This is a genomic window from Oxalicibacterium faecigallinarum (genome assembly GCF_014635705.1).
GTDB classification, from domain to species: Bacteria; Pseudomonadota; Gammaproteobacteria; order Burkholderiales; family Burkholderiaceae_D; genus Oxalicibacterium; species Oxalicibacterium faecigallinarum.
The window spans coordinates 166,181-187,596 of the sequence record NZ_BMDI01000003.1 but is presented as its reverse complement, the minus strand read 5'-3'; the positions used below and the strand labels follow the sequence as shown (position 1 = coordinate 187,596).

General features: G+C 55.7%; 21 protein-coding genes. 9 read left to right on the top strand and 12 right to left on the bottom strand.

The annotated features are described in order from the left end of the window. Window positions 1–18: 18 nt before the first annotated feature. Together budC and IEV29_RS14370 are read left to right on the top strand one after the other, a co-directional pair. Complete coding sequence (gene budC / locus IEV29_RS14375; protein WP_188382015.1) at window positions 19–780, top strand: meso-2,3-butanediol dehydrogenase; 762 nt, start codon at window positions 19–21, stop codon at window positions 778–780. A 93-nt stretch (window positions 781–873) separates the two neighbouring features. Next, window positions 874–2,280, top strand: a complete 1,407-nt coding sequence (locus IEV29_RS14370; protein ID WP_188382014.1) for a DHA2 family efflux MFS transporter permease subunit — start codon at window positions 874–876, stop codon at window positions 2,278–2,280. 57 nt (window positions 2,281–2,337) lie between these two features. Here IEV29_RS14370 and IEV29_RS14365 read toward each other — a convergent pair whose 3' ends face one another. Next, window positions 2,338–2,907, bottom strand: a complete 570-nt coding sequence (locus IEV29_RS14365) for a DUF4142 domain-containing protein (protein WP_188382013.1) — start codon at window positions 2,905–2,907, stop codon at window positions 2,338–2,340. 203 nt (window positions 2,908–3,110) lie between these two features. Between IEV29_RS14365 and IEV29_RS14360 the strand changes: the two genes are divergently transcribed. Next, complete coding sequence (locus IEV29_RS14360; RefSeq protein ID WP_188382012.1) at window positions 3,111–3,896, top strand: EAL domain-containing protein; 786 nt, start codon at window positions 3,111–3,113, stop codon at window positions 3,894–3,896. Between the two features lie 14 nt (window positions 3,897–3,910). Here the strand turns inward: IEV29_RS14360 and proC are convergent, their stop codons facing one another. Together proC and IEV29_RS14350 are read right to left on the bottom strand one after the other, a co-directional pair. Then, entirely contained in the window at window positions 3,911–4,738 is an 828-nt protein-coding gene (gene proC / locus IEV29_RS14355) for a pyrroline-5-carboxylate reductase (protein WP_188382011.1), read from the bottom strand. Then, a complete protein-coding gene (locus IEV29_RS14350; protein WP_188382010.1) occupies window positions 4,725–5,432 on the bottom strand; it encodes a YggS family pyridoxal phosphate-dependent enzyme in 708 nt (235 codons plus the stop codon). The genes proC and IEV29_RS14350 overlap by 14 nt, the downstream gene beginning before the upstream one ends. Window positions 5,433–5,547: 115 nt before the next feature. Between IEV29_RS14350 and IEV29_RS14345 the strand changes: the two genes are divergently transcribed. From IEV29_RS14345 to IEV29_RS14335, 3 genes are all read left to right on the top strand, one after another. Then, complete coding sequence (locus IEV29_RS14345) at window positions 5,548–6,591, top strand: type IV pilus twitching motility protein PilT (RefSeq protein WP_188382009.1); 1,044 nt, start codon at window positions 5,548–5,550, stop codon at window positions 6,589–6,591. A gap of 195 nt (window positions 6,592–6,786) precedes the next feature. Beyond that, window positions 6,787–7,923, top strand: coding sequence for a PilT/PilU family type 4a pilus ATPase (locus IEV29_RS14340; protein ID WP_188382008.1), 1,137 nt, complete (start codon window positions 6,787–6,789; stop codon window positions 7,921–7,923). Continuing rightward, window positions 7,920–8,405, top strand: a complete 486-nt coding sequence (locus tag IEV29_RS14335) for a glutathione peroxidase (RefSeq protein WP_188382007.1) — start codon at window positions 7,920–7,922, stop codon at window positions 8,403–8,405. The genes IEV29_RS14340 and IEV29_RS14335 overlap by 4 nt, the downstream gene beginning before the upstream one ends. Window positions 8,406–8,436: 31 nt before the next feature. On the opposite strand, the gene IEV29_RS14330 is transcribed toward IEV29_RS14335, so the two are convergent. The 5 genes from IEV29_RS14330 to IEV29_RS14310 all read right to left on the bottom strand — a co-directional run bounded on the left by IEV29_RS14330 (window position 8,437) and on the right by IEV29_RS14310 (window position 14,054). After that, window positions 8,437–8,898, bottom strand: a complete 462-nt coding sequence (locus tag IEV29_RS14330; protein WP_188382006.1) for a methyltransferase family protein — start codon at window positions 8,896–8,898, stop codon at window positions 8,437–8,439. A 219-nt stretch (window positions 8,899–9,117) separates the two neighbouring features. Then, on the bottom strand, window positions 9,118–10,350 hold the full coding sequence (glcF, locus tag IEV29_RS14325; RefSeq protein ID WP_188382005.1) for a glycolate oxidase subunit GlcF: 1,233 nt from the start codon (window positions 10,348–10,350) through the stop codon (window positions 9,118–9,120). A 28-nt stretch (window positions 10,351–10,378) separates the two neighbouring features. Next, entirely contained in the window at window positions 10,379–11,443 is a 1,065-nt protein-coding gene (glcE, locus tag IEV29_RS14320; protein WP_188382004.1) for a glycolate oxidase subunit GlcE, read from the bottom strand. 8 nt (window positions 11,444–11,451) lie between these two features. Beyond that, window positions 11,452–12,894, bottom strand: a complete 1,443-nt coding sequence (locus IEV29_RS14315) for an FAD-linked oxidase C-terminal domain-containing protein (protein WP_188382162.1) — start codon at window positions 12,892–12,894, stop codon at window positions 11,452–11,454. Between the two features lie 266 nt (window positions 12,895–13,160). Next, entirely contained in the window at window positions 13,161–14,054 is an 894-nt protein-coding gene (locus tag IEV29_RS14310; protein ID WP_188382003.1) for a LysR substrate-binding domain-containing protein, read from the bottom strand. A 148-nt stretch (window positions 14,055–14,202) separates the two neighbouring features. Between IEV29_RS14310 and IEV29_RS14305 the strand changes: the two genes are divergently transcribed. Next, the gene (locus IEV29_RS14305; protein ID WP_188382002.1) at window positions 14,203–14,763 is read left to right on the top strand and encodes a cob(I)yrinic acid a,c-diamide adenosyltransferase; all 561 of its coding nucleotides are present in this window, start codon (window positions 14,203–14,205) and stop codon (window positions 14,761–14,763) included. Between the two features lie 157 nt (window positions 14,764–14,920). On the opposite strand, the gene folE2 is transcribed toward IEV29_RS14305, so the two are convergent. The 4 genes from folE2 to IEV29_RS14285 all read right to left on the bottom strand — a co-directional run bounded on the left by folE2 (window position 14,921) and on the right by IEV29_RS14285 (window position 18,822). Further along, on the bottom strand, window positions 14,921–15,727 hold the full coding sequence (gene folE2 / locus IEV29_RS14300) for a GTP cyclohydrolase FolE2 (RefSeq protein ID WP_188382001.1): 807 nt from the start codon (window positions 15,725–15,727) through the stop codon (window positions 14,921–14,923). 74 nt (window positions 15,728–15,801) lie between these two features. Beyond that, on the bottom strand, window positions 15,802–17,673 hold the full coding sequence (dxs, locus tag IEV29_RS14295; protein ID WP_188382000.1) for a 1-deoxy-D-xylulose-5-phosphate synthase: 1,872 nt from the start codon (window positions 17,671–17,673) through the stop codon (window positions 15,802–15,804). A 1-nt stretch (window position 17,674) separates the two neighbouring features. Further along, entirely contained in the window at window positions 17,675–18,577 is a 903-nt protein-coding gene (locus IEV29_RS14290; RefSeq protein ID WP_229726426.1) for a polyprenyl synthetase family protein, read from the bottom strand. Beyond that, on the bottom strand, window positions 18,574–18,822 hold the full coding sequence (locus IEV29_RS14285; protein WP_188381998.1) for an exodeoxyribonuclease VII small subunit: 249 nt from the start codon (window positions 18,820–18,822) through the stop codon (window positions 18,574–18,576). Before IEV29_RS14285 ends, IEV29_RS14290 begins: the two co-directional genes overlap by 4 nt. Before the next feature lie 399 nt (window positions 18,823–19,221). Here IEV29_RS14285 and IEV29_RS14280 point away from each other — a divergent pair, with 399 nt between their 5' ends. Next, window positions 19,222–20,322, top strand: a complete 1,101-nt coding sequence (locus IEV29_RS14280; RefSeq protein ID WP_188381997.1) for an aromatic ring-hydroxylating oxygenase subunit alpha — start codon at window positions 19,222–19,224, stop codon at window positions 20,320–20,322. Between the two features lie 149 nt (window positions 20,323–20,471). Further along, window positions 20,472–21,401 carry a DMT family transporter gene (locus IEV29_RS14275; RefSeq protein ID WP_188381996.1) on the top strand — a complete coding sequence of 310 codons (930 nt, stop codon included), beginning with the start codon at window positions 20,472–20,474 and terminating at the stop codon, window positions 21,399–21,401. Window positions 21,402–21,416: the final 15 nt, after the last annotated feature.

The window sequence follows — 21,416 nt, the reverse complement described above, 5'->3', positions numbered from 1 at the left end:
TATGAGAAGGAGACTGTCATGCAACGTTTCTCTAACAAAGTCGTCATCGTGACTGGTGCCGGCTCGGGTATCGGCGAAGCGACCGCTCGCCGTTTTTCAGACGAAGGCGCTTCCGTTGTACTGGCTGGCCGCACCTTGTCCAAGCTGGAGAAAATCGCTGCCAGCCTGCCGGCCGAGCGCACGGCAGTCAAAGCCACCGATGTTTCCATCTACACCGAGGTCGAAGCGCTGATTGATTTTGCGATCGATCGTTTTGGCAAACTCGACATACTGGTCAGCGATGCCGGCACCTTTGCCGAAGGTAAGGCTGCCGATCTGAGCATCGAAGAATGGCAGCGCGTACAGGCGACCAACGTCAATGGCGTATTCTTTGGCGCCAAGGCTGCCATCCCGCATCTGGAGAAAACGCGTGGCTGCATCGTCAATGTCGCCTCGGTCTCCGGGCTTGGCGGTGATTGGGGCATGACCGCCTACAACGCCTCCAAAGGTGCGGTCGTCAATCTGACCCGTGTACTGGCAATGGACTACGCACCGCAAGGCATCCGCGTGAATGCCGTTTGCCCAAGCTTTACGCTGACGGACATGACTGCCGACATGCAGGACGATGAGGCATTACTGAAGAAATTTTACGAACGCATTCCACTGGGGCGTGGCGCACAGCCTTCGGAGATTGCCTCCGTCATCGCCTTTCTGGCCAGTGAGGATGCCGTGTTCGTTACCGGCGTCAATCTACCCGTCGACGGTGGATTGACAGCGTCCAACGGACAACCAAAAATGTGATTGCCAGCCGAATTTTTATGACGGAGTATGCTCTCTTCTTCATGGCGGATCATTGATCCGCCATCTTTCTTTATCACGAGGAATTCGCACGACATGGACAACCAAGCAATCAGACGTTATCTGCCCTGGCTGGTTGCGCTTGCCCTGTTCATGGAAAACCTCAACACCACCATCCTCAACACGGCAGTGCCTGCGATCGCGCACAGTCTCAACGTTACGCCACTGAGTCTGAAGGCGGTTGTCAGTAGCTATGTACTGAGCCTTGCGGTCGGCATTCCAGTCAGTGGCTGGATGGCGGATCGATTTGGCACACGACGCGTGTTTGGCTCCGCGGTAGCCATCTTTACCTTTTCCTGCCTGCTGTGCGCCATGGCGAGCAGCGTGCCGATGCTGGTTGCCGCACGCATCCTGCAAGGTATCGGTGCTGCCATGATGCTGCCGGTCGGGCGACTGGCCATCGTCCGCACTTTTCCGAAGTCCGAACTACTGGCTGCCATGAACTTCGTGATCATTCCGGCACTGATCGGTCCTCTGCTCGGCCCGACCATTGGTGGTCTGATCGTGCACTGGCTGCCCTGGCAATTCATCTTTCTGGTCAACGTACCCATCGGCATCATCGCGTTGTGGATGATCGTGCGCCACATGCCGGATTACCGATCCGAACATGCCTCTCGTCTGGATGTCATCGGACTGGTTTTGTTCGGCAGCGGTATCGCGTTGCTGTCGTGGATACTGGAAATTTTTGGCGAACACTATCTCGATGCCACGTCACTCGGCGTTCTCTTTGTACTGTCACTCAGTCTGCTGGCAGCGTATGCATGGCATGCACGTCATCATCTGACGCCTTTGCTGCAACTGGGCCTGTTCAGAATTCGTACTTTCCGTGTGGCGGTTGCCGGCGGATTCCTGACCCGCTTTGGACTGGGCGGCATGCCTTTCCTGCTACCGTTGCTGTATCAGATCGGCCTGGGCCTTCCCGCATGGCAGGCCGGCTTGCTGATGATGCCTTCTGCCGCTGCGGCCATGTTCATGAAAGTGATTTCGATCCGCGTGCTGCGCACGTTTGGCTATCGCAAGGTCCTGATCGTGAATACCGTCATGATCGGCCTGACCATCAGCCTGTACGCCACCGTCAATGACGGTACGGCGATTGGCTGGATCGTTGCCATCAGTCTGGCGCAGGGCTTCTTCAATTCGCTGCAATTCTCGAGCATGAATTCGATGGCTTATGCCGATGTTGCAGCCGAACAGGCCAGCATGGCCAGTACCATTGCCAGTTCCTTGCAACAGTTATCCGTCAGTTTCGGCTTGGCATTCGCATCGATTCTGGCAGGATGGTATCTGGGCGATTTGCCGCAATCGGATCGGGTAGCCATCACGGGCGCCTTGCATCATGCCTTCCTGACGCTGGGTGGCCTGACGATTCTATCGTCGTTATCGTTCTGGTCGCTGAAAAAACATGATGGCGACAATGTCAGTCGCGGTGCGGTCGACACATGAAAATGCCGCTGCCATTCATCACGAATGAGCAGCGGCACGCATGAGCAATCGGAAGGATCAGCTCAGATCATTTGCCATCTTCAGATGCGCTTCGATGACGGGCGTCAGCTTTTCACCCAAGGCTTTCAATTCCGGATTGCTGGAATTGCGCAGGTTCTCCACCAGCTGTTTTGTGTCCTTGTGTTCCTGCACACCCGCTTGCGACAGATACTGGCGATCAAATTCGTCCGCGCTCAGCTGGTTCATTTTCTTGAGTGCATTGGCATGACTGCGGCCCGCATCCTTCGGCATGCGAACATCATATTTTTCTGCCACCGCGGTGATTTCCTTTAAGGCATGCGAATGATCCTTGATCATTTGTTGCGCGAATTTCAGCACGTTCTCATTGCTGGATTTGGTCTTGGCCAGTTCGGCAGCAGCCACTTCTGCCATATTGGCTTGCGCTGCACGCGTGAGCATTTGGCGTTCGGTTGCATTGAGTGGCGCACCTTGGGCAGCGGCAGCAAGCTTTCCTGCCTGTGCAGCCGACACCTGATCTGCGATGGCACCAGTGCTCATGCCGCCCAAAGCGATTGCAGCAGCCAATCCTAAAACACGAGCGTGACGGAAATTGCGAATGGTTTGCATAGGAATCTCCTTTTTAATGATGACAAGACCGCCTCCAGCGGGCGGCAAGCAAACAATAAACAATCCTTAAAAATCCCTTCTATCGGACGTGTTCGCGAATCTTTGTAAGAAGAGTCCCACGCAACACCTTCCTCTACGTGTCACAAGCGTGAAATGTTGTGACACAGCGCGGTTATGCAGCGGCATGCAGATAGAATGTTTTCATGCTGAATTCGACCACTTTTTTCCCCGCTGATATCAAGACCGGCTGCGCTGGCTGCAGCGAGAGCGTCAAACTGCCGTTCAGCTTCAGTTATGCCTACCAGCCTATCGTCAACATTGCATCGCGCTCGGTCTACGCACACGAAGCATTGGTACGCGGGCCGAATGGCGAATCTGCGTACAGCGTGCTGGAACAGGTGACGGACGCAAACCGGTATCGCTTTGATCAGGCATGCCGTATCAAGGCCATCAAGACGGCTGCTGCATTGCAAATGCCATCGATGTTGTCGATCAATTTTTTACCGAATGCGATCTATCAGCCGGAGCTATGCATACGCTCGACTCTGGAAGCAGCACGCACGCATGACTTCCCTATCAATCGATTGATATTTGAAGCGGTGGAAGGTGAACGTGTTGAAGATGGCCTGCGGCTCACCGAGATTCTGCGTGAATATCAGCGTATCGGCTTTTTGACTGCAATCGATGATTTCGGCGCAGGATTTGCGGGACTGAATCTGCTAGCGAATTTTCAACCGGACATCGTCAAACTCGACATGGATCTGGTGCGACGGATTGATCAAAGTCCGGCGCGCCAAAGCATCGCGCGTGCGGTTATTCGCATGCTCGACGAAATGAAGATTGTCATGATCGCCGAAGGTGTGGAAACACAGGAAGAGGCGAAATGTCTGGCACAAATGGGTGTGCGCCTGATGCAAGGCTATCTATTCAGCAGACCTTTGTTCGAGGCCTGTGGCAATGCCGATGAGATCATGTGGCCGCACACGTGACCTCTCACCAGCAATCAATCTTTGCCAAACTCCTCACCTAACGCTTTTCCTCGGGCAGCTGCAGCTTTCATCGCTCTCACAATTGCTTCCTTGACGCCGCTGTCTTCCATACTGCTCAATGCGGCGTACGTGGTCCCCCCCTTGGACGTGACGCGTTCACGCAAGACGGACACAGGATCATCCGATTTTGCCGCCAGCTCTGCCGCGCCAACAAACGTCGATATGGCGAGTGCATTGCCTTGCTCTGCCGTCAAACCCATTTCCTGCGCGGCTTGCTGCATCGCTTCCAGGAAGTAAAAGACATAGGCAGGACCGCTGCCGGAAACGGCTGTGACCGGATCGATCAACGCTTCGTCATCCAGCCAGACGGTCTCGCCAACCGCACGCAGAATCGCATCTGCAGCGGTGCGCTGCTCGGCACTCACGCCCGTTGTCGCGACCATGCCTGTCACGCCCTTGCCAATCAGCGCGGGCGTATTCGGCATCGTGCGCACAATCGCGCCATGTCCGCCAAGCCAGCGTGACAGATCGCTGGCACGAATGCCGGCAGCAATCGACAACACCAGTTGCGTTCCGATATGCGGCAGGACTTGCGCAACCACGCCTTTCATCTGCTGCGGCTTGACTGCCAGCACGATGACATCGCTGTCGGCAATCGTCGCATCGATATCACCACTGATCGAGACACCGAACTGTTGCTGCAGGCGCTGGATGGAATCGACATGGATATCGATCACATGGATATTGGACGCGGCCGTCAGTTTGTCCGCAAGACCGCCGATCAAAGCCGCAGCCATGTTGCCGCCACCGATAAAGCTGATTTTCAAATTATTGTTTTGCATAGTCCCTTGCTCCAAAAATGGCTGAACCGATGCGTACGATGGTCGCACCTTCGGCGATCGCCGCATCAAGATCGCCCGACATGCCCATCGACAAGGTATCGATCGGCAACCCTTCTGCCTGCAAACGACTGAACAGATCGTGCATCTGTCGGAACGGCACGCGCTGCTGCTGAGGATCATCCGTTGCTTCCGGAATCGCCATCAGTCCACGCAGTCGCAACCGTGGCATGGCGGCGACGCGACGCGCAACCTCGGGCACGTCATCCGGCGACAACCCGCTTTTACTTGCTTCACCACTGATATTGACCTGCAGACACACATTCAACGGCGGCATATCGATCGGACGCTGATCTGACAGGCGTTGCGCGATCTTTTCGCGATCCACGGCATGCACCCAATCGAAGTGCGTTGCGATCGGTCGCGTCTTATTGCTTTGAATCGGACCGATGAAATGCCATTCCAGCTTCAAATCGGGTCGTTCGGTCTGCACGCTTGTCATTTTATCCAGCGCTTCCTGCAGATAGTTTTCACCAAATGCACGTTGCCCTGTCGATGCCGCGTCGATCACGGCATCAGCCCCAAAGGTTTTGGAAACCGCCAGCAGTGCAATACTATTGGCAGGGCGTTGCGCATTGTCTGCAGCCTCGCCGATACGGCGCTGCACGGCTTGCAAGTTCTGGCGTATTACAGACATAATCAAAGTTCTTCAGGGCAATATTTCGCCGGATTGTGCAGTTGGTTGCGGCTAGCGAAAACGACAAGTCGTCGTCATGTGCTTTTTGTATTCATCGCAGGCTCAGGAATTATAAATGGACATTTCCGAATTACTCGCGTTCTCGGTGAAGAACAAAGCCTCCGATCTGCACCTTTCGTCCGGCCTGCCTCCCATGATTCGCGTCAACGGCGACGTACGCCGTATCAATCTGCCGCCGATGGAGCACAAGGATGTGCACGGCATGATTTACGACATCATGAACGATGGCCAGCGCAAGGCATATGAAGAACGTCTGGAAGTGGATTTTTCATTTGCAATTCCCGGTCTTGCCCGTTTTCGTGTCAATGCCTTCAATCAGGATCGCGGTGCTGCCGCGGTGCTGCGTACCATTCCTTCCAAAATCCTGAGTCTGGAAGAGCTGAACGCGCCCAAGATCTTTGCCGAACTGGCACTCAAGCCGCGTGGTCTGGTACTGGTGACCGGTCCGACCGGTTCCGGCAAATCGACCACGCTGGCGGCCATGGTCAATCACGTCAATGAAAACGAATACGCACACATCCTGACGATCGAAGACCCGATCGAGTTTGTGCACGACTCCAAGAAATGCCTGATCAACCAACGGGAAGTCGGCCCGCATACGCACTCGTTCGAGAACGCCCTGCGCTCGGCGCTGCGTGAAGATCCGGACGTGGTGCTGGTTGGCGAATTGCGCGATCTGGAAACGATTCGTCTGGCACTGACTGCGGCAGAAACCGGTCACCTTGTATTCGGCACCCTGCACACCTCCTCGGCCGCCAAGACCATCGATCGTATCATCGACGTTTTCCCCGGTGACGAAAAGGAAATGGTGCGTGCAATGCTGTCCGAATCCTTGCAGGCCGTCATTTCGCAAACCTTGCTCAAGACGAAAGACGGTACCAGCCGCGTGGCGGCACACGAGATCATGTTGGGCACGCCGGCGATTCGCAACCTGATCCGTGAAGCCAAGATTGCGCAGATGTATTCGGCGATCCAGACCGGCTCCAATGTTGGCATGCAGACGCTGGATAGCAACCTGACTGATCTGGTACGTCGCAACATCATTTCCAGTGTGACGGCACGCGCGGCGGCCAAGACACCGGAAAACTTCCCGGGATGAGTGTGGGGTTTCGCAAAGCATCGCTTTGCGCCATACGAATCCGAGTAGCTTGCAAGCTGCGAGGTGGGGTAAAGCTGCATTCAACCTGCAACGTTGAGATGATTCAGAATCCGCTTGATTAGCATTTTCAAATTTAGATACAAAGAAACATCAAACCGCACCACCGTACGAATCGAGTAAAGAAGGAACAGCGCCATGGAACGCGAACAGGCAACCAAATTCATGTACGACCTGCTGCGTCTCATGCTCAGCAAAAACGGCTCCGATCTGTTCGTCACGGCAGACTTTCCGCCGGCGTTCAAGATCGACGGCAAGATGACACAGGTTTCCAACCAGCCACTGACAGCCGCACACACGACCGAACTGGCGCGCGCCATCATGAGCGACAAGCAGGCCGCCGAGTTTGAAGCCACCAAGGAATGCAATTTTGCGATCAGCCCGGGCGGCATTGGTCGCTTCCGGGTTTCCGCCTTTATTCAGCAAGGCAAGGTTGGCATGGTCTTGCGTACCATTACCACGGCGATTCCTGACATCGACAAGTTAGGCGTACCGGAAACGCTGAAGGAAATCGCCATGACCAAACGTGGTCTGGTGATCATGGTCGGTGCTACCGGTTCAGGAAAATCGACCACGCTGGCGGCCATGATCGGTCATCGCAACGAACACAGTTACGGTCACATCATCACGATCGAGGATCCGGTTGAATTCATCCATCCGCACAAGAATTGCGTGATCACGCAGCGCGAGATCGGTGTTGACACGGATGACTGGGGCGTGGCGCTGAAGAATACCTTGCGACAGGCCCCCGATGTGATTTTCATCGGCGAGATTCGCGACCGTGAAACCATGGACTACGCAATCGCCTTTGCCGAAACGGGTCATCTCTGCCTGGCAACCATGCATGCCAACAGTGCCAATCAGGCGCTGGACCGCATCGTCAACTTCTTCCCGGAAGAGCGGCGCCAGCAATTGTTGATGGATCTGTCGCTGAATCTCAAGAGCATGATCTCGCAACGTCTGATCCCGCTGAAAGACACCAAGGGACGCTGCGTCGCAGTGGAAATCATGCTGAACTCGCCACTGATCTCTGATCTGATCTTCAAGGGCGATGTCCACGAAATCAAGGAAATCATGAAGAAGTCGCGTGAGCTCGGCATGCAGACCTTCGATCAGGCCTTGTTCGATCTCTACGAAGGCGGCAAGATTTCGTATGAGGATGCCTTGCGCAATGCTGACTCCGTCAACGATCTGCGTCTGTCCATCAAGCTGCATGGCAAGGAAGCGCAGCAACGCGACATCAATCGCGGTACCGAACATCTGGGCATCGTATGAGCAAGCTCTACGACTTCACCGTCACGGCGCTGACCGGCGCACCGATTCCGCTTGCCCAGTATCGTGGCAAGGTCCTGTTGATCGTCAATACTGCCAGTGAATGTGGCTTTACGCCGCAGTACAGGCAGTTACAGGAATTGCAGGAACAGTTTCAGGATCGCGGCTTTTCGGTGCTGGGCTTTCCATGCAACCAGTTCGGCCGCCAGGAGCCCGGCGACGCCGACGCCATCGGCAGTTTTTGCGAACGCAATTACGGCGTCACTTTCCCGTTGTTTGCCAAGATCGATGTCAACGGCAACGATGCTGATCCGCTATTCAAGTATCTGAAGCACGCCGCACCTGGCCTCTTGGGCAGTGAAGGCATCAAGTGGAATTTCACCAAGTTTCTGGTGGATACGGAGGGCAATGTGGTGAAGCGCTATGCCCCCCAGACCAAACCGGTGGAGCTGACGCAGGATATCGCATCGCTGCTTTCCGCCTGATGGACGCATCCCATCCGGCACGTCACCCTTCTCAGAGCCAGCGTCGCGTCCTGCCTTTATACGCCACGTAGGCCTGACCAAATTTCTCAGTCAGCACGCGCTCTTCCGGCACAATCTGAAAACGCGTGACGTAAGCAACGAACGCACAAGGGCCAATCCAGACCATCGCCGACTCCAGGCGTATTGCATACGCGATCAAGAGCAGCAACAGGCTCAGATAAAGCGGATTGCGCGAAAAACGAAAGATGCCGTTTGTGACCAGACTACTGGCCTTGTCCGGCTGCAAGGGATTGATCGTCGTGCGTGCACGCCACATGCAGACAAAGGCAATCAGCGCGATCAATGCACTGATTTGTGCCAGCGTCACGCCGATCTCCATCCGCAGCAGCGAGGGATCCATGCGCACATCGCCCGCATGAGCGTACCACTTCATCAAAAGACCAATCACGATTGCCGTAACTGGCGCAGGAATTTTCGTATCAAGACGAGGCATGCTCTTGCGTATGGAAAGCAGGGTTGAAGATGCAGACCGATCAGGTCGCTACGGATTAAATCAATCTTTATGCCGAAAAACAGCGGTAGGATACAACGTCAGATGCCTTCCTCACAATCCACAATGTATGGCAGCAGCATTGTCTGGCTTCGCAATATAAAAAAGGGGCCGCTCGAAAAGCAGCCCCTTTTTATACGACACTATCAGGAATGTGCGTTATCAATGCGCTGCAATCAACGCATCATCGATCAGTTCGATCCAGTGTCGCACAGGCTTTGCCGTACCGGATTGCAGGTGCGTCAGACAACCGATATTGGCAGAAACGATGGTGTCGGCGCCGGTCGCTTCCAGATTGGCGATCTTGCGATCGCGTAGCTGATGCGAAAGCTCCGGTTGCAGAACCGAATAGGTGCCAGCCGAGCCGCAGCAGAGATGACTGTCCTTGCACAACTGGACGTCCACACCGGCTGCACGTAACACACCTTCCACCTTGCCGCGAATCTGTTGACCGTGTTGCAGCGTGCAGGGCGGATGCCAGGCAACACGCTTGTTGATTTTTCCTGCCAGTTGCGCAGCGAGCTCTTCCTCAAAATCCGGCAGGATTTCACTCAGGTCCTTGGTCATGCCCGAAATACGCAGGGCTTTTTCCGCGTAGTCCGGATCATGCGCGAGCAAATGCCCGTAGTCCTTGACCATGACACCACAACCGGATGCGGTCATCACGATTGCTTCTGCGCCCGCTTCGATCGCCGGCCACCATGCATCGATATTGCGACGGACATCATTCAGTGCGCCATCATGATCATTCAGATGATGACGAATCGCACCACAGCACCCCGCTTTTTGCGCGACCAGCAATTGCACTTGCAAGGCATCGAACACACGTGCAGTAGCCGCATTGATATTCGGTGCCATGGATGGCTGTACGCAACCATCAAGCAATAACATGGTGCGTGCGTGCTGACGTGTTGGCCAGATACCGGACGACCGGGGTGCTGGGACTTTCTCGCGCAATGCCGACGGCAACAATGGACGCACCAGCTGCCCAACCTTCATCGCGGGCGAAAAGATCGCCTTGCGCGGTAACAGTTCACGCAAAGCGGCGCGCTTGAGACGCTGTACCGGCGTGTAGGAAACACGATCGGATACGACCTTGCGACCGATATCGATCAGGCGACCATACTGCACACCGGAAGGACAGGTGGTTTCGCAATTGCGGCAGGTCAGACAGCGGTCCAGATGTTGCTGCGTCTTTGCGGTCGGCTCCTTACCTTCCAGCACCTGCTTGATCAGGTAGATGCGACCACGCGGTCCATCGAGCTCATCACCGAGCAACTGGTACGTCGGACAGGTTGCCGTACAAAACCCGCAATGGACACAACTGCGCAGGATGGCATCCGCCTCCTTGCCTTCGCGCGTGTCCCGGATAAAGTCAGCCAGATTTGTTTGCATTGCTATTTACCTGAAGATGAATCGGCAATCACAAGCCCGCATACATGCGGCCCGGATTGAAGATGCCGCTTGGGTCGAATGCCTGCTTGAGATTACGGTGAATGCGTTCTACTGCGGGAGCCAGCGGCTGGAAGATCTCGCCCGTACGATCGCCTCCGCGGAACAGAGTGGCATGGCCGCCCGCCGCGGTTGCCGCCGCACGAATCGCGGATGCCATCGATGCATCATGCGTACGGAACCAGCGCTGCGCGCCGCCCCATTCGATCAGTTGCTCACCTGGCAGCACGATCGGTGCAGCCGTTGATGGCACGGACAAACGCCACAGCAGCGGCGCCTGCGCGAAGAAGTCATTGCTTTGCTCACGCATCGCGATCCAGAATGGCTCGGCGTCGGATATCTCATCGCCGCCAATGATCTCGCGCGCTGCGGAAATTGCCGCCTGTGCACCAGACAAACGGACGACCAGTACGCCATCACACCAGGCGCTGGCCGAAATCGGCAGCGGCTGACCGCCCCACTCATTCAAACGACGCAAGGCATCCTGCTCGCTCAATGCCATACGCACAGTGGTTTCGGCATAAGGCTTGGGCAACACTTTGAGCGACACTTCAACCAGCAGGCCGAGCGTTCCCAGCGAACCGGCCATCATGCGCGACACATCGTAACCAGCCACGTTCTTCATGACCTGTCCGCCGAAATGCAGCAGCTCGCCCTTGCCATTGATCATGGCAACGCCCAGCAAGAAGTCACGCACGCTGCCCACTGCCTGACGACGCGGGCCGGCCAGACCGGCAGCAACCATCCCACCAGCAGTCGCGTTGGCACTGCAATGCGGCGGTTCGAAAGCGAGCATCTGATTCTGTTCGGCCAGTACCGCCTCGACTTCGGTCAAGGGCGTGCCGCTGCGAACCGTGATGACCAGCTCGGTCGGGTCATAGCTGACAACACCGCTATAGGCACGCGTATCCAGCACATCACCAACAGGTTCGCGGCCATACCAGTCCTTGCTACCGCCACCGCGTATGCACAATGCCTGCTTCCTGTCGGCGGCATCGAGAATCACGTCGCGGAACTGATCGAGTTGATTGTCCATGTTCGTCATCAAAAACGGGGCAGATCGGCAAACTTGAGCATGCCACGACGCACGTGCATCTTGCCGTACTCGGCGCAGCGCTGCAGGGTCGGAATTGCCTTGGTTGGGTTGAGCAGCATCGGCGGATCAAACGCCGCCTTGACAGCGAGAAAGGCGTCCATCTCGCTGCGCGAAAACTGAACGCACATCTGGTTGATCTTTTCGAGGCCGACACCGTGTTCGCCGGTGATGGAACCTCCAAACTCAACGCACATTTCCAGGATTTCGGCGCCAAACATTTCTGCGCGATGAAATTCACCTTCCTGATTGGCGTCGAACAGAATCAGCGGGTGCAGATTGCCATCTCCTGCGTGGAACACGTTGGCGCAACGCAGACCGTATTTTTCTTCCATGCGCTGAATGCCGAGCAAGACGTCGGCCAATGCACGGCGTGGAATCGTGCCATCAATGCAGTAGTAATCCGGCGAGATGCGACCGGCGGCCGGAAACGCATTCTTGCGACCGGACCAGAAGCGCAAGCGTTCTTCTTCACTATTCGATACGGCAATCGCGGTGGCACCGGATTTCTCAAGCACGGCAATCATGCGAGCGATTTCTTCCTCGACTTCTTCGGGGATGCCATCGGATTCGCACAAGAGAATCGCCTCCGCATCAATGTCGTAGCCCGCCTTGACGAAGGGCTCAACCATGCGCGACGAGGTCTTGTCCATCATCTCCAGCCCCGCGGGAATGATGCCCGCCGCGATCACGCCGGCCACGGCGTTACCACCTTTCACGACGTCATCAAACGATGCCAGAATCACACGTGCCTGACGCGGCTTGGGAATCAGGCGCACGGTCACTTCCGTCACCACACCCAGCATGCCTTCAGAACCGATAAACACCGGCAACAAGTCCAGACCCGGCGCATCGAGTGCAGTGCCGCCCAGCTCGATTACATCACCTTCAATCGTGACCATGCGCACACGCATGACGTTGTGAACGGTCAGACCATACTTGAGGCAATGCACACCACCCGAATTTTCCGCAACGTTGCCGCCAATCGAACAGGCAATCTGCGACGAAGGATCAGGTGCGTAATACAGACCATGCTGCGCAACGGCTTCGGAAATCGCCAGATTACGTACGCCCGGTTGCACCACTGCCGTACGCGCATAAGGATCGACATTGACGATACGACTCATGCGTGCGGTGGACAGCACCACACCATCGGCAATCGGCAAGGCGCCGCCGGACAAGCCGGTGCCGGCACCACGCGGCACGATGCGAACCTTCAGCGCATTGCATATTTTAAGAATCGCGACAACCTGCTCTTCCGAATCCGGCAACACGACCACCATCGGCAGTTGTGTGAACACGGAGAGTCCGTCGCATTCATAGGGGCGCGTGTCTTCGGCCTGAAACAAGACAGCACGCTCGGGCAATACAGCGCGCAACGCATTGACGACCATGCGTTGATGTTCTGCTGTATAGGCGGCCTCTGTCGACACGTGACAATCCTTTAATGACAAGAATGAAAATGAACGGCTCACACGTTTAGCGTGAGCAGAGGCGAAGTGTAACGAAATGACCGATGCATCGCGAGTCAGATGACTCGGTTTTCACTGAAAGCTTTGCCATTGCGGGATGAAAATAATTCAATTGCCCGCTATGGCACGCCACGACTGCGCGTGGAAACAAACACTGACGTATCAGGACAATACGTCAGCAGGACGGATCAAGACAAGCGTTGCGTATTGAAGCGCGCCATCATCCAGTTCAGCATGGCGTCGACTTCAGGCCGCTCGCGTACGCCGCGTTCATAGACAAGATAATACGCATGCTGCGGCGTTGTCAGTGCGACATCAAACAAAGGCACCAGATCGCCATTGCGGATCATGTCGCGCGCAAAATGACTGCGGGTCAAACCGACACCATAGCCATGACGCACGGCCTCAAGCAACAATCCAAGATCATCGATGCGCAAACCCATCGAAGGCTCGGGCCAATCCAGACCTGCTGCATTGAACCAGGGTTGCCATGGCTCCAATGCAGACCGCAGGAGCGTCGCATTTTTCAGATCGCCCGGCTTTTCCAGCCCCATCTGTTTTGCATATTCGGGGCTGGCGACAGGGAATACCGGCTCTTCAAACAATTTTTCCGTCACCAGATCCGGATAATTGCCGACACCAAAGCGCACTTCCACATCGGTTTCCGAAAGGCTCATGTCATACAGCGGCACCGACAGAAAGGTCTCGATCGTGATATCGGGATTGGCATCCGTGAATTCCGTAATGTTGGGCAGAAACAGGTAACGCGCAAACGTAGGCGGCACAGTAATCTTGACGCGCGGATGCGTTGGCGAGCTGCGATGCGGCAGCGGAAAATCGGCCAGCGAACGCAAGGCATCACGCACCACATCCAGATAACGGCGGCCAAACTCGGTCAAACTGACACTACGCCCATCACGCAGAAACAGCCGCTCGCCGACAAATTCCTCCAGCAGGCGAATACGATGCGAGAACGCCGACGGCGTGATGCACAACTCTTCAGCCGCAACGGCAAAGGAACCTAGACGGGCGGCCGCTTCAAAAGCGGAAAGAGCATGAACGGGAGGAAGGCGAATGGCCATGAATTATTTGATTACACAACGGGAAAGGTGAGATTCTACCGCTTCGTCTTGATCTACGTCATTTACAACACGTAATTTTCTCTGATCAATACCGAAGATTGATGTTTTCCCGTATCCTCGCGGCTTCCAACTCAAACAACACTGACAAATGGGCAACAGACTTTCAAAAATCACAACGCGCACGGGTGACGATGGCACAACCGGCCTCGGCGATGGCAGCCGCACCGGCAAGGATGCGCTGCGCGTGCATGCAATGGGCGATGTCGACGAACTCAACTCCCATCTGGGCCTGCTGCTCTGTGAAACACTGCCTGATGCGTTGCGCGAAGAACTCATCACCATCCAGCACGACCTGTTCGATCTGGGTGGCGAACTCTGCATTCCCGGCTATGCCCTGATCACCGAAACCCATGTCTCACGTCTTGATGCACTGCTCGCCAGGTACAACGCCGAATTACCTGCGCTGAAGGAGTTCATTCTGCCAGCAGGATCTCGCGCCGCCTCGCAGTCGCATGTTTGTCGCACGGTGTGCCGCCGAGCCGAACGTGCCGTCGTTGCGCTGGGCCGTGCCGAAACCATCAATGATGCGCCACGGCAGTATCTGAATCGCCTGTCGGATTTGTTGTTTGTACTGGCGCGGGTGTTGAATCGGTTTGCTGGCGGAGGAGATGTGTTGTGGGAAAGAGAGCGTGATCGAAATCACGCATGAATCCCCAGTGCCCTTACAGTTTCCAATTAGCCAAGGCGATTTGCCGGATGTGGCCCGCAAGGCTATCCGAAGAGCCAATATCACCCGCAGTCACCGAATCTCAATAAAAAATGCCGCTCCAAGGAGCGGCATTTTTTAACCAATCGGCAAGGGGTGCTCAGCCTACTCGCTTGTCCTTCTCAATCAGCGCATACGCCGAGTGATTGTGAATCGACTCAAAGTTCTCTGCTTCCAGCGTGTACGCAACGACAGCAGCTTCGTTGTTCAGCATCACCGCCACATCACGCACCAGATCCTCAACAAACTTCGGATTCTCATAGGCGCGCTCGGTCACATATTTTTCATCCGGACGCTTGAGCAAGCCCCACAGTTCGCACGACGCCTGTGCCTCGATCTTGGCGATCAAATCGTCAACCACAAAATCACCATCCATCACCGCCTGCACCGTGATGTGCGAACGTTGATTGTGCGCGCCGTAAGCCGAAATCTTTTTCGAGCACGGGCACAGGCTGGTGACCGGCACCAGCACCTTCAATGTGATTTCGGTCTTGCCATTGCGATGATCCGCAATCAAGCCGACTTCGTAATCCATCAGACTTTGTACGCCGGAAACCGGCGCGGTCTTGTTGATGAAGTACGGCAGCGTCACTTCGATACGACCTGCTTCGGCTTCGAGCAAGGCGAGCATCTTGCGCATCAATTCGCTGAAGACGGCGACATCAAATGGTTGTGCGTTATCTTCCAGCAGCGCGATGAAGCGCGACATGTGGGTGCCCTTCTCCTGCTCTGACAAATGCACATACATGTTCCAGGTGCCAACCGATGGCTGCACGCCGGACGCGGTCTTGACAGAAACCGGATAGCGAACGCCTTTGACGCCCACACGTTGAATCGGGATATGACGCGTATCTGGCGTGCTCTGCACGTCAGGGAGGGCATTGATGCCGGGGTCGCGAGTATTCATCACTAAACCTTAAAAGACGCGGCGTCTGTAGACGATCCGCCTGCTATGCGGCCACATGCGCCGCCGCAAAATAATTATTGTTTGTTATTGACCACCAAACGTGGCTCACCCTTGTCGAAACGCTGGCGAATCGAAGCCGCAATACCCTTGGCATCCAGCCCATTCATCGCCAGCAACTGCCCGGCGTCACCATGATCGATAAATTGGTCCGGCAAACCAAGAATCAATAGTGGCTTGACAATGCCTGCTGCCGCCATCGCTTCGGCTACCGCAGAACCGGCACCGCCCATGATGCAGCCTTCTTCTACGGTCACCAGTGCATCGTGTGTTGCTGCCAGCTGCTTGAGCAAGGCAACGTCCAGCGGCTTGACGAAACGCATGTTCGCCACCGTGGCATCGAGCTCTTCACCAGCCTGCAGGCTTGGCGCCACCATCGTGCCAAATGCCAGAATCGCAATGCTTTTACCTTCACGACGCACTTCGCCGGTACCCAGCGGAATCGTCTCGAGATCCTTACCGACCGCCGCACCGACACCACCGCCACGCGGATAACGAATGGAGGCAGGACCATTGTATTGGAAACCCGTGGACAGCATGCGGCGGCACTCGTTTTCGTCCGATGCTGCCATGATGACCATATTCGGAATGCAGCGCAGAAAGGCAATATCGTAGTTACCTGCATGGGTTGCGCCATCCGCACCAACCAGACCGGAACGATCCAGCGCAAACGTCACGTCCAGATTTTGCAGGGCAACGTCATGAATTAGTTGATCGTAACCGCGCTGCAGAAACGTCGAATAGATCGCGACCACCGGCTTCAAGCCCTCGCATGCCATCCCGCCTGCAAAGGTCACGGCATGCTGTTCGGCAATGCCGACATCGTGATAACGGTCAGGGAAGCGACGCTCGAACTCGACCATCCCCGAGCCTTCGCGCATTGCCGGTGTGATACCAACCAGACGCGAATCAGCCGCGGCCTGATCACAGAGCCAGTCACCAAATACGCTGGTGTACGTTACTTTCTTGGCCGCAGCCGGTTTGATGCCTTCTGCCGGATCGAACTTGCCAGGGCCGTGGTACAGCACCGGATCGGCTTCTGCCAATTTGTAGCCCTGTCCCTTGCGCGTCACCACGTGCAGGAACTGCGGTCCTTTGAGCTGCTTGATATTTTCCAGCGTTGGGATCAGCGAATCCAGATCATGCCCGTCGATCGGGCCGATGTAATTGAAACCGAATTCCTCGAACATCGTGGCAGGCACGATCATGCCTTTAGCGTGCTCCTCCAGCCGTTTCGCCAGCTCGCGCACCGGTGCAGGCAAAACCGTCTTGCCGACATTCTTCGCAGCAGCATAGAACTGGCCCGACATCAGACGCGCAAGATAGCGATTCAAGGCCCCGACCGGCGGAGAGATCGACATATCGTTGTCGTTCAAGACCACCAGCAGATTGCAGTCCTCGTGAATGCCCGCGTTGTTCATGGCCTCGAAAGCCATGCCCGCCGTCATCGCACCGTCGCCGATGACAGCGATCGCGTGACGATCCTCCCCTTTGACCTGCGCAGCCAGCGCCATGCCGAGCGCGGCAGAAATCGAAGTCGAGGAATGCGCGGTACCAAACGTGTCGTACGGACTTTCATCACGACGCGGAAAACCGGAAATACCTTTGAGCTGACGCAGGCTATGCATTTGGTCACGACGCCCGGTCAGAATCTTGTGCGGATAGGTTTGATGACCAACGTCCCAGATAATGCGATCTTCCGGCGTGTTGAACACGGTATGCAGTGCGATCGTCAGTTCGACCGTACCGAGGTTGGACGACAAATGTCCGCCCGTTTGCGCAACCGACTCCAGCACAAACGCGCGCAGCTCGTCCGCCAGCTGCTTGAGCTGCGGTCGCGACAGGGCGCGCATGTCGGCCGGGTCATTGATTGTTTGAAGCAAATCCATACTAAGCCTTCCGCTGCACGATCAGATCTGCGATTTCACGCAAGCGTCGTGCCTTATCCCCAAATTGTTCGAGCGCATTGTGCGCATCGGACCGCAATTGTTCAGCGAGTGTCTTAGACTGTTCGAGCCCCAGAATCGATACGTAGGTCGGCTTGTTGTCCGCCGCATCTTTGCCTGCTGTTTTTCCCAATGTTGCCGAATCGGCAGTGGCGTCGAGGATATCGTCCACCACCTGAAAAGCCAGGCCGATAGCGACAGCATACTTGTGTAGCGCCGCTAGTTCTTCCTGATTCAATACCTTGCCAGCCATGGCACCCAACAAGACAGCCGCACGCAACAGGGCACCGGTCTTCAGTTGATGCATCTGCTCAAGCTCCGGCAGTGTCAGCGACAGTCCCACGCTCGACAGATCAATCGCCTGTCCGCCACACATGCCCAGCGATCCTGATGCCTGCGCCAGCAGACGCACCATCGCCAATTGCTGCGCCGGTGCGCCATTGCCGTTGGCCAGCACATCAAACGCTTGTGATTGCAAGGCATCACCCACCAGCAACGCCGTCGCTTCGTCGTATTTCACATGCACAGTCGGCTTGCCGCGACGCAATGCATCGTCGTCCATGCACGGCATATCGTCATGCACCAGCGAATAGGCATGAATCATTTCGATCGCCGCACCCGCGCGTGCCAACTCTGCAGCATCGGCATCAAACAAGGCACCCGCGGCATGCACCAGCAGCGGCCGTACACGCTTGCCGCCATCCAGTACGGCGTAATGCATGGCTTCGTGCAGTCGGACAGGCTTTACAGTGACAGCCGGAAGATGTTGCAGCAAGGCCGACTCCATCTGCGACTGGACGTCCTTCATCCATGCATCAAAGGCAACGGAGGTCATCACTGCCGTCATTCGTCCGCCTCACCATCCGTCTGAAACGGCTTGAGCATGTCACCTTCCAGTACCTTGACCTGACTTTCGACTTTTTCAAGCTGCCCTGCACAATACTTCACAAGCTCAGAGCCGCGTTTGTATGCGGCAACCGATGCCTCCAGCGGCAGTTCGCCCGCTTCCATGCGCGCGACCAGCTGTTCGAGTTCTGCCATTGCTTCTTCAAACGAAGCCGGCACGGCACCTGCAGATAGTTTCTTGGACATAACGACCGAAAAAAGGTTTAGCCCGCTATTTTAGTGCAATCCATCTGCAGCGGTGCAGATCGGGCGCGGTAACGCCACACTTGATGAAAGATTCCTGGCCGCAACCACTTATCCAGTTTATCCCGCATTTTTCTCTTGAAATTCAAAGACCTGCCCGAACCTGTCTCTTTGCAAGCAAGGAAAATCCGAAATCTTTTCATTCTGGCAAATTTACGGGCACTTTCCGCTTGTTTGACGCACAAATCAATGCGTGGGCATGACTGACAGTGCGCCCCCGATGAAAAAGCTTGGGTTATAATCCTTGGTTCTGTCCAAAATTGCCTCATCATCTCGTTTGATTCAAGGTTTTTGCGGATTCTTTCTCTCTTAGGTTGGTGCAAATTAATTTGGGGGTAGGGGATGTCCGATCTGGCTAATCTCGCCAAACTCGTGCGCTCGAACGCACAGCTTCCGGTCAATGTGTATTTTGACGAAGCACTGCAAAAGCAGGAAATTCAACAATTGTTCCGCCAGGGCCCGCAATATGCAGGCCACAGCCTGATGGTGCCGAATGTCGGCGACTTCGCCACGCTTGCGTGGGAAAACGAAGGTCGCATGCTGGTTCGCAATGCCCAGGGAATCGAACTTCTTTCCAATGTCTGCCGTCATCGTCAGGCCAAGATGTTCAATGGTCGCGGCAATGCCAATACGCTGGTGTGTCCGCTGCATCGCTGGACCTATGACCTCAAGGGCGAATTGATTGGCGCGCCGCACTTTGGCGAAACACCTTGCCTGAATCTGTCCAAGACTCCGCTGCAAAACTGGAATGGCCTGCTGTTCGAACAGAATGGCGTCGATGTCGCCGGCATGCTCAAGAATCTGAGCGTGACCAAGGATCTCGACTTCAGTGGTTACATGCTTGATCACGTTGAAGTGCATGAATGCGACTACAACTGGAAGACCTTCATCGAGGTTTATCTGGAGGATTACCACGTCGAGCCCTTCCATCCGGGCCTCGGCAGTTTCGTCACCTGCGATGATCTCAAGTGGGAATTCGGCGAGCATTACAGCGTGCAGACCGTCGGCGTCAATCACGCGCTGGCCAAACACGGTACACCAAAGTACAAGAAATGGCAGGAGCAGATTCTGCAGTTCCGCAACGGCGAAACACCGCCCTATGGGGCGATCTGGCTGACGCTGTATCCGAACATCATGATCGAGTGGTATCCGCACGTACTGGTCGTTTCGACGCTGTGGCCGAACGGCCCGCAAAAGACCACCAACGTCGTCGAGTTCTACTATCCGGAAGAAATCGTCCTGTTCGAACGTGAATTTATCGATGCCGAACGCGCCGCTTACATGGAAACCTGCGACGAGGATGACGAGATCGCCCTGCGCATGGATGCCGGCCGCAAGATCCTGCTGGATCGTGGGGTCAATGAAGTGGGTCCGTATCAGTCGCCGATGGAAGATGGCATGCAGCACTTTCATGAGTGGTACCGACGCCAGATTGCCGTTTAAGGCATAATCAGGCAACGACTCAACATACCGGCCGGCTCCAATCGGCCGGTTTTGTTTTTGCCGAACAGCACAGGTCCTTGCTGTACAGCATAAAACGGCATCATCCATTTTTACGCGTCTTCCCCCCACTTCTTTCTGTCTGTTTCATCATGCAATCGCTCTGGATGTTGTTCGCCACCTTCATGTTTTCCATCATGGGCGTGTGCGTCAAACTCGCATCCGAAACCTACTCCGTCGCCGAGATCATCATGTATCGCGGCTTCATCGGCGTACTGTTCATCTATCTGCTGATCCTGTATCAGGGCGGTTCACTGAAAACGCCCCTGATCTGGGAGCACCTGTGGCGCTGCGTGGTTGGCGTCACCGCGCTTTGGCTCTGGTTCGTTGCGATTGGCCTGTTGCCGCTTGCCACCGCGATGACACTCAACTACATGGCACCGATCTGGATTTCCGGCATTCTGTTTCTTGCGGCATGGCGTAGCGGCAAGCGTCGTTTTGAATGGGGTCTGGTCACCGCAATCATGGCCAGCTTTGTTGGCGTCACGCTACTGCTGCGCCCTGCAATTCATCAGGATCAGTTGCTGGGTGGCCTGATCGGTGTTGGCTCCGGTTTTCTGTCTGCGCTGGCCTACTTGCAGGTGCGTCATCTTGGGCAACGCGGCGAGCCGGAATCACGTGTCGTATTCTATTTTTCGCTGACCGGCTTTCTTGCCGGCCTGGTGGGCACGCTATTTTTTACCGATGCCAACGGCATGCATGCGAGCTTGTTCCGCTCGCATTCCGTGCATGGCATCTCGCTGTTGCTCGGCATTGGTGTACTCGCGGCAATGGCACAGATTGCCATGACGCGCGCCTATCGACTTGGAAATACGCTGGTCACCGCCAATCTGCAATACACCGGCATCGTGTTTTCCAGTGTATGGGGCGTGTTGCTCTGGAGTGACATCCTTGGCCTGTTTGGCTGGAGCGGGATCGCCATCATCCTCGTCAGCGGCCTGGTGGCGACGTTTTACAATATCCGCAACACACGGCAGGAGAAATCGGCCCCACCGCCCGATCCGATCGCAACAGAACTCTAATTGCATGCAACACAT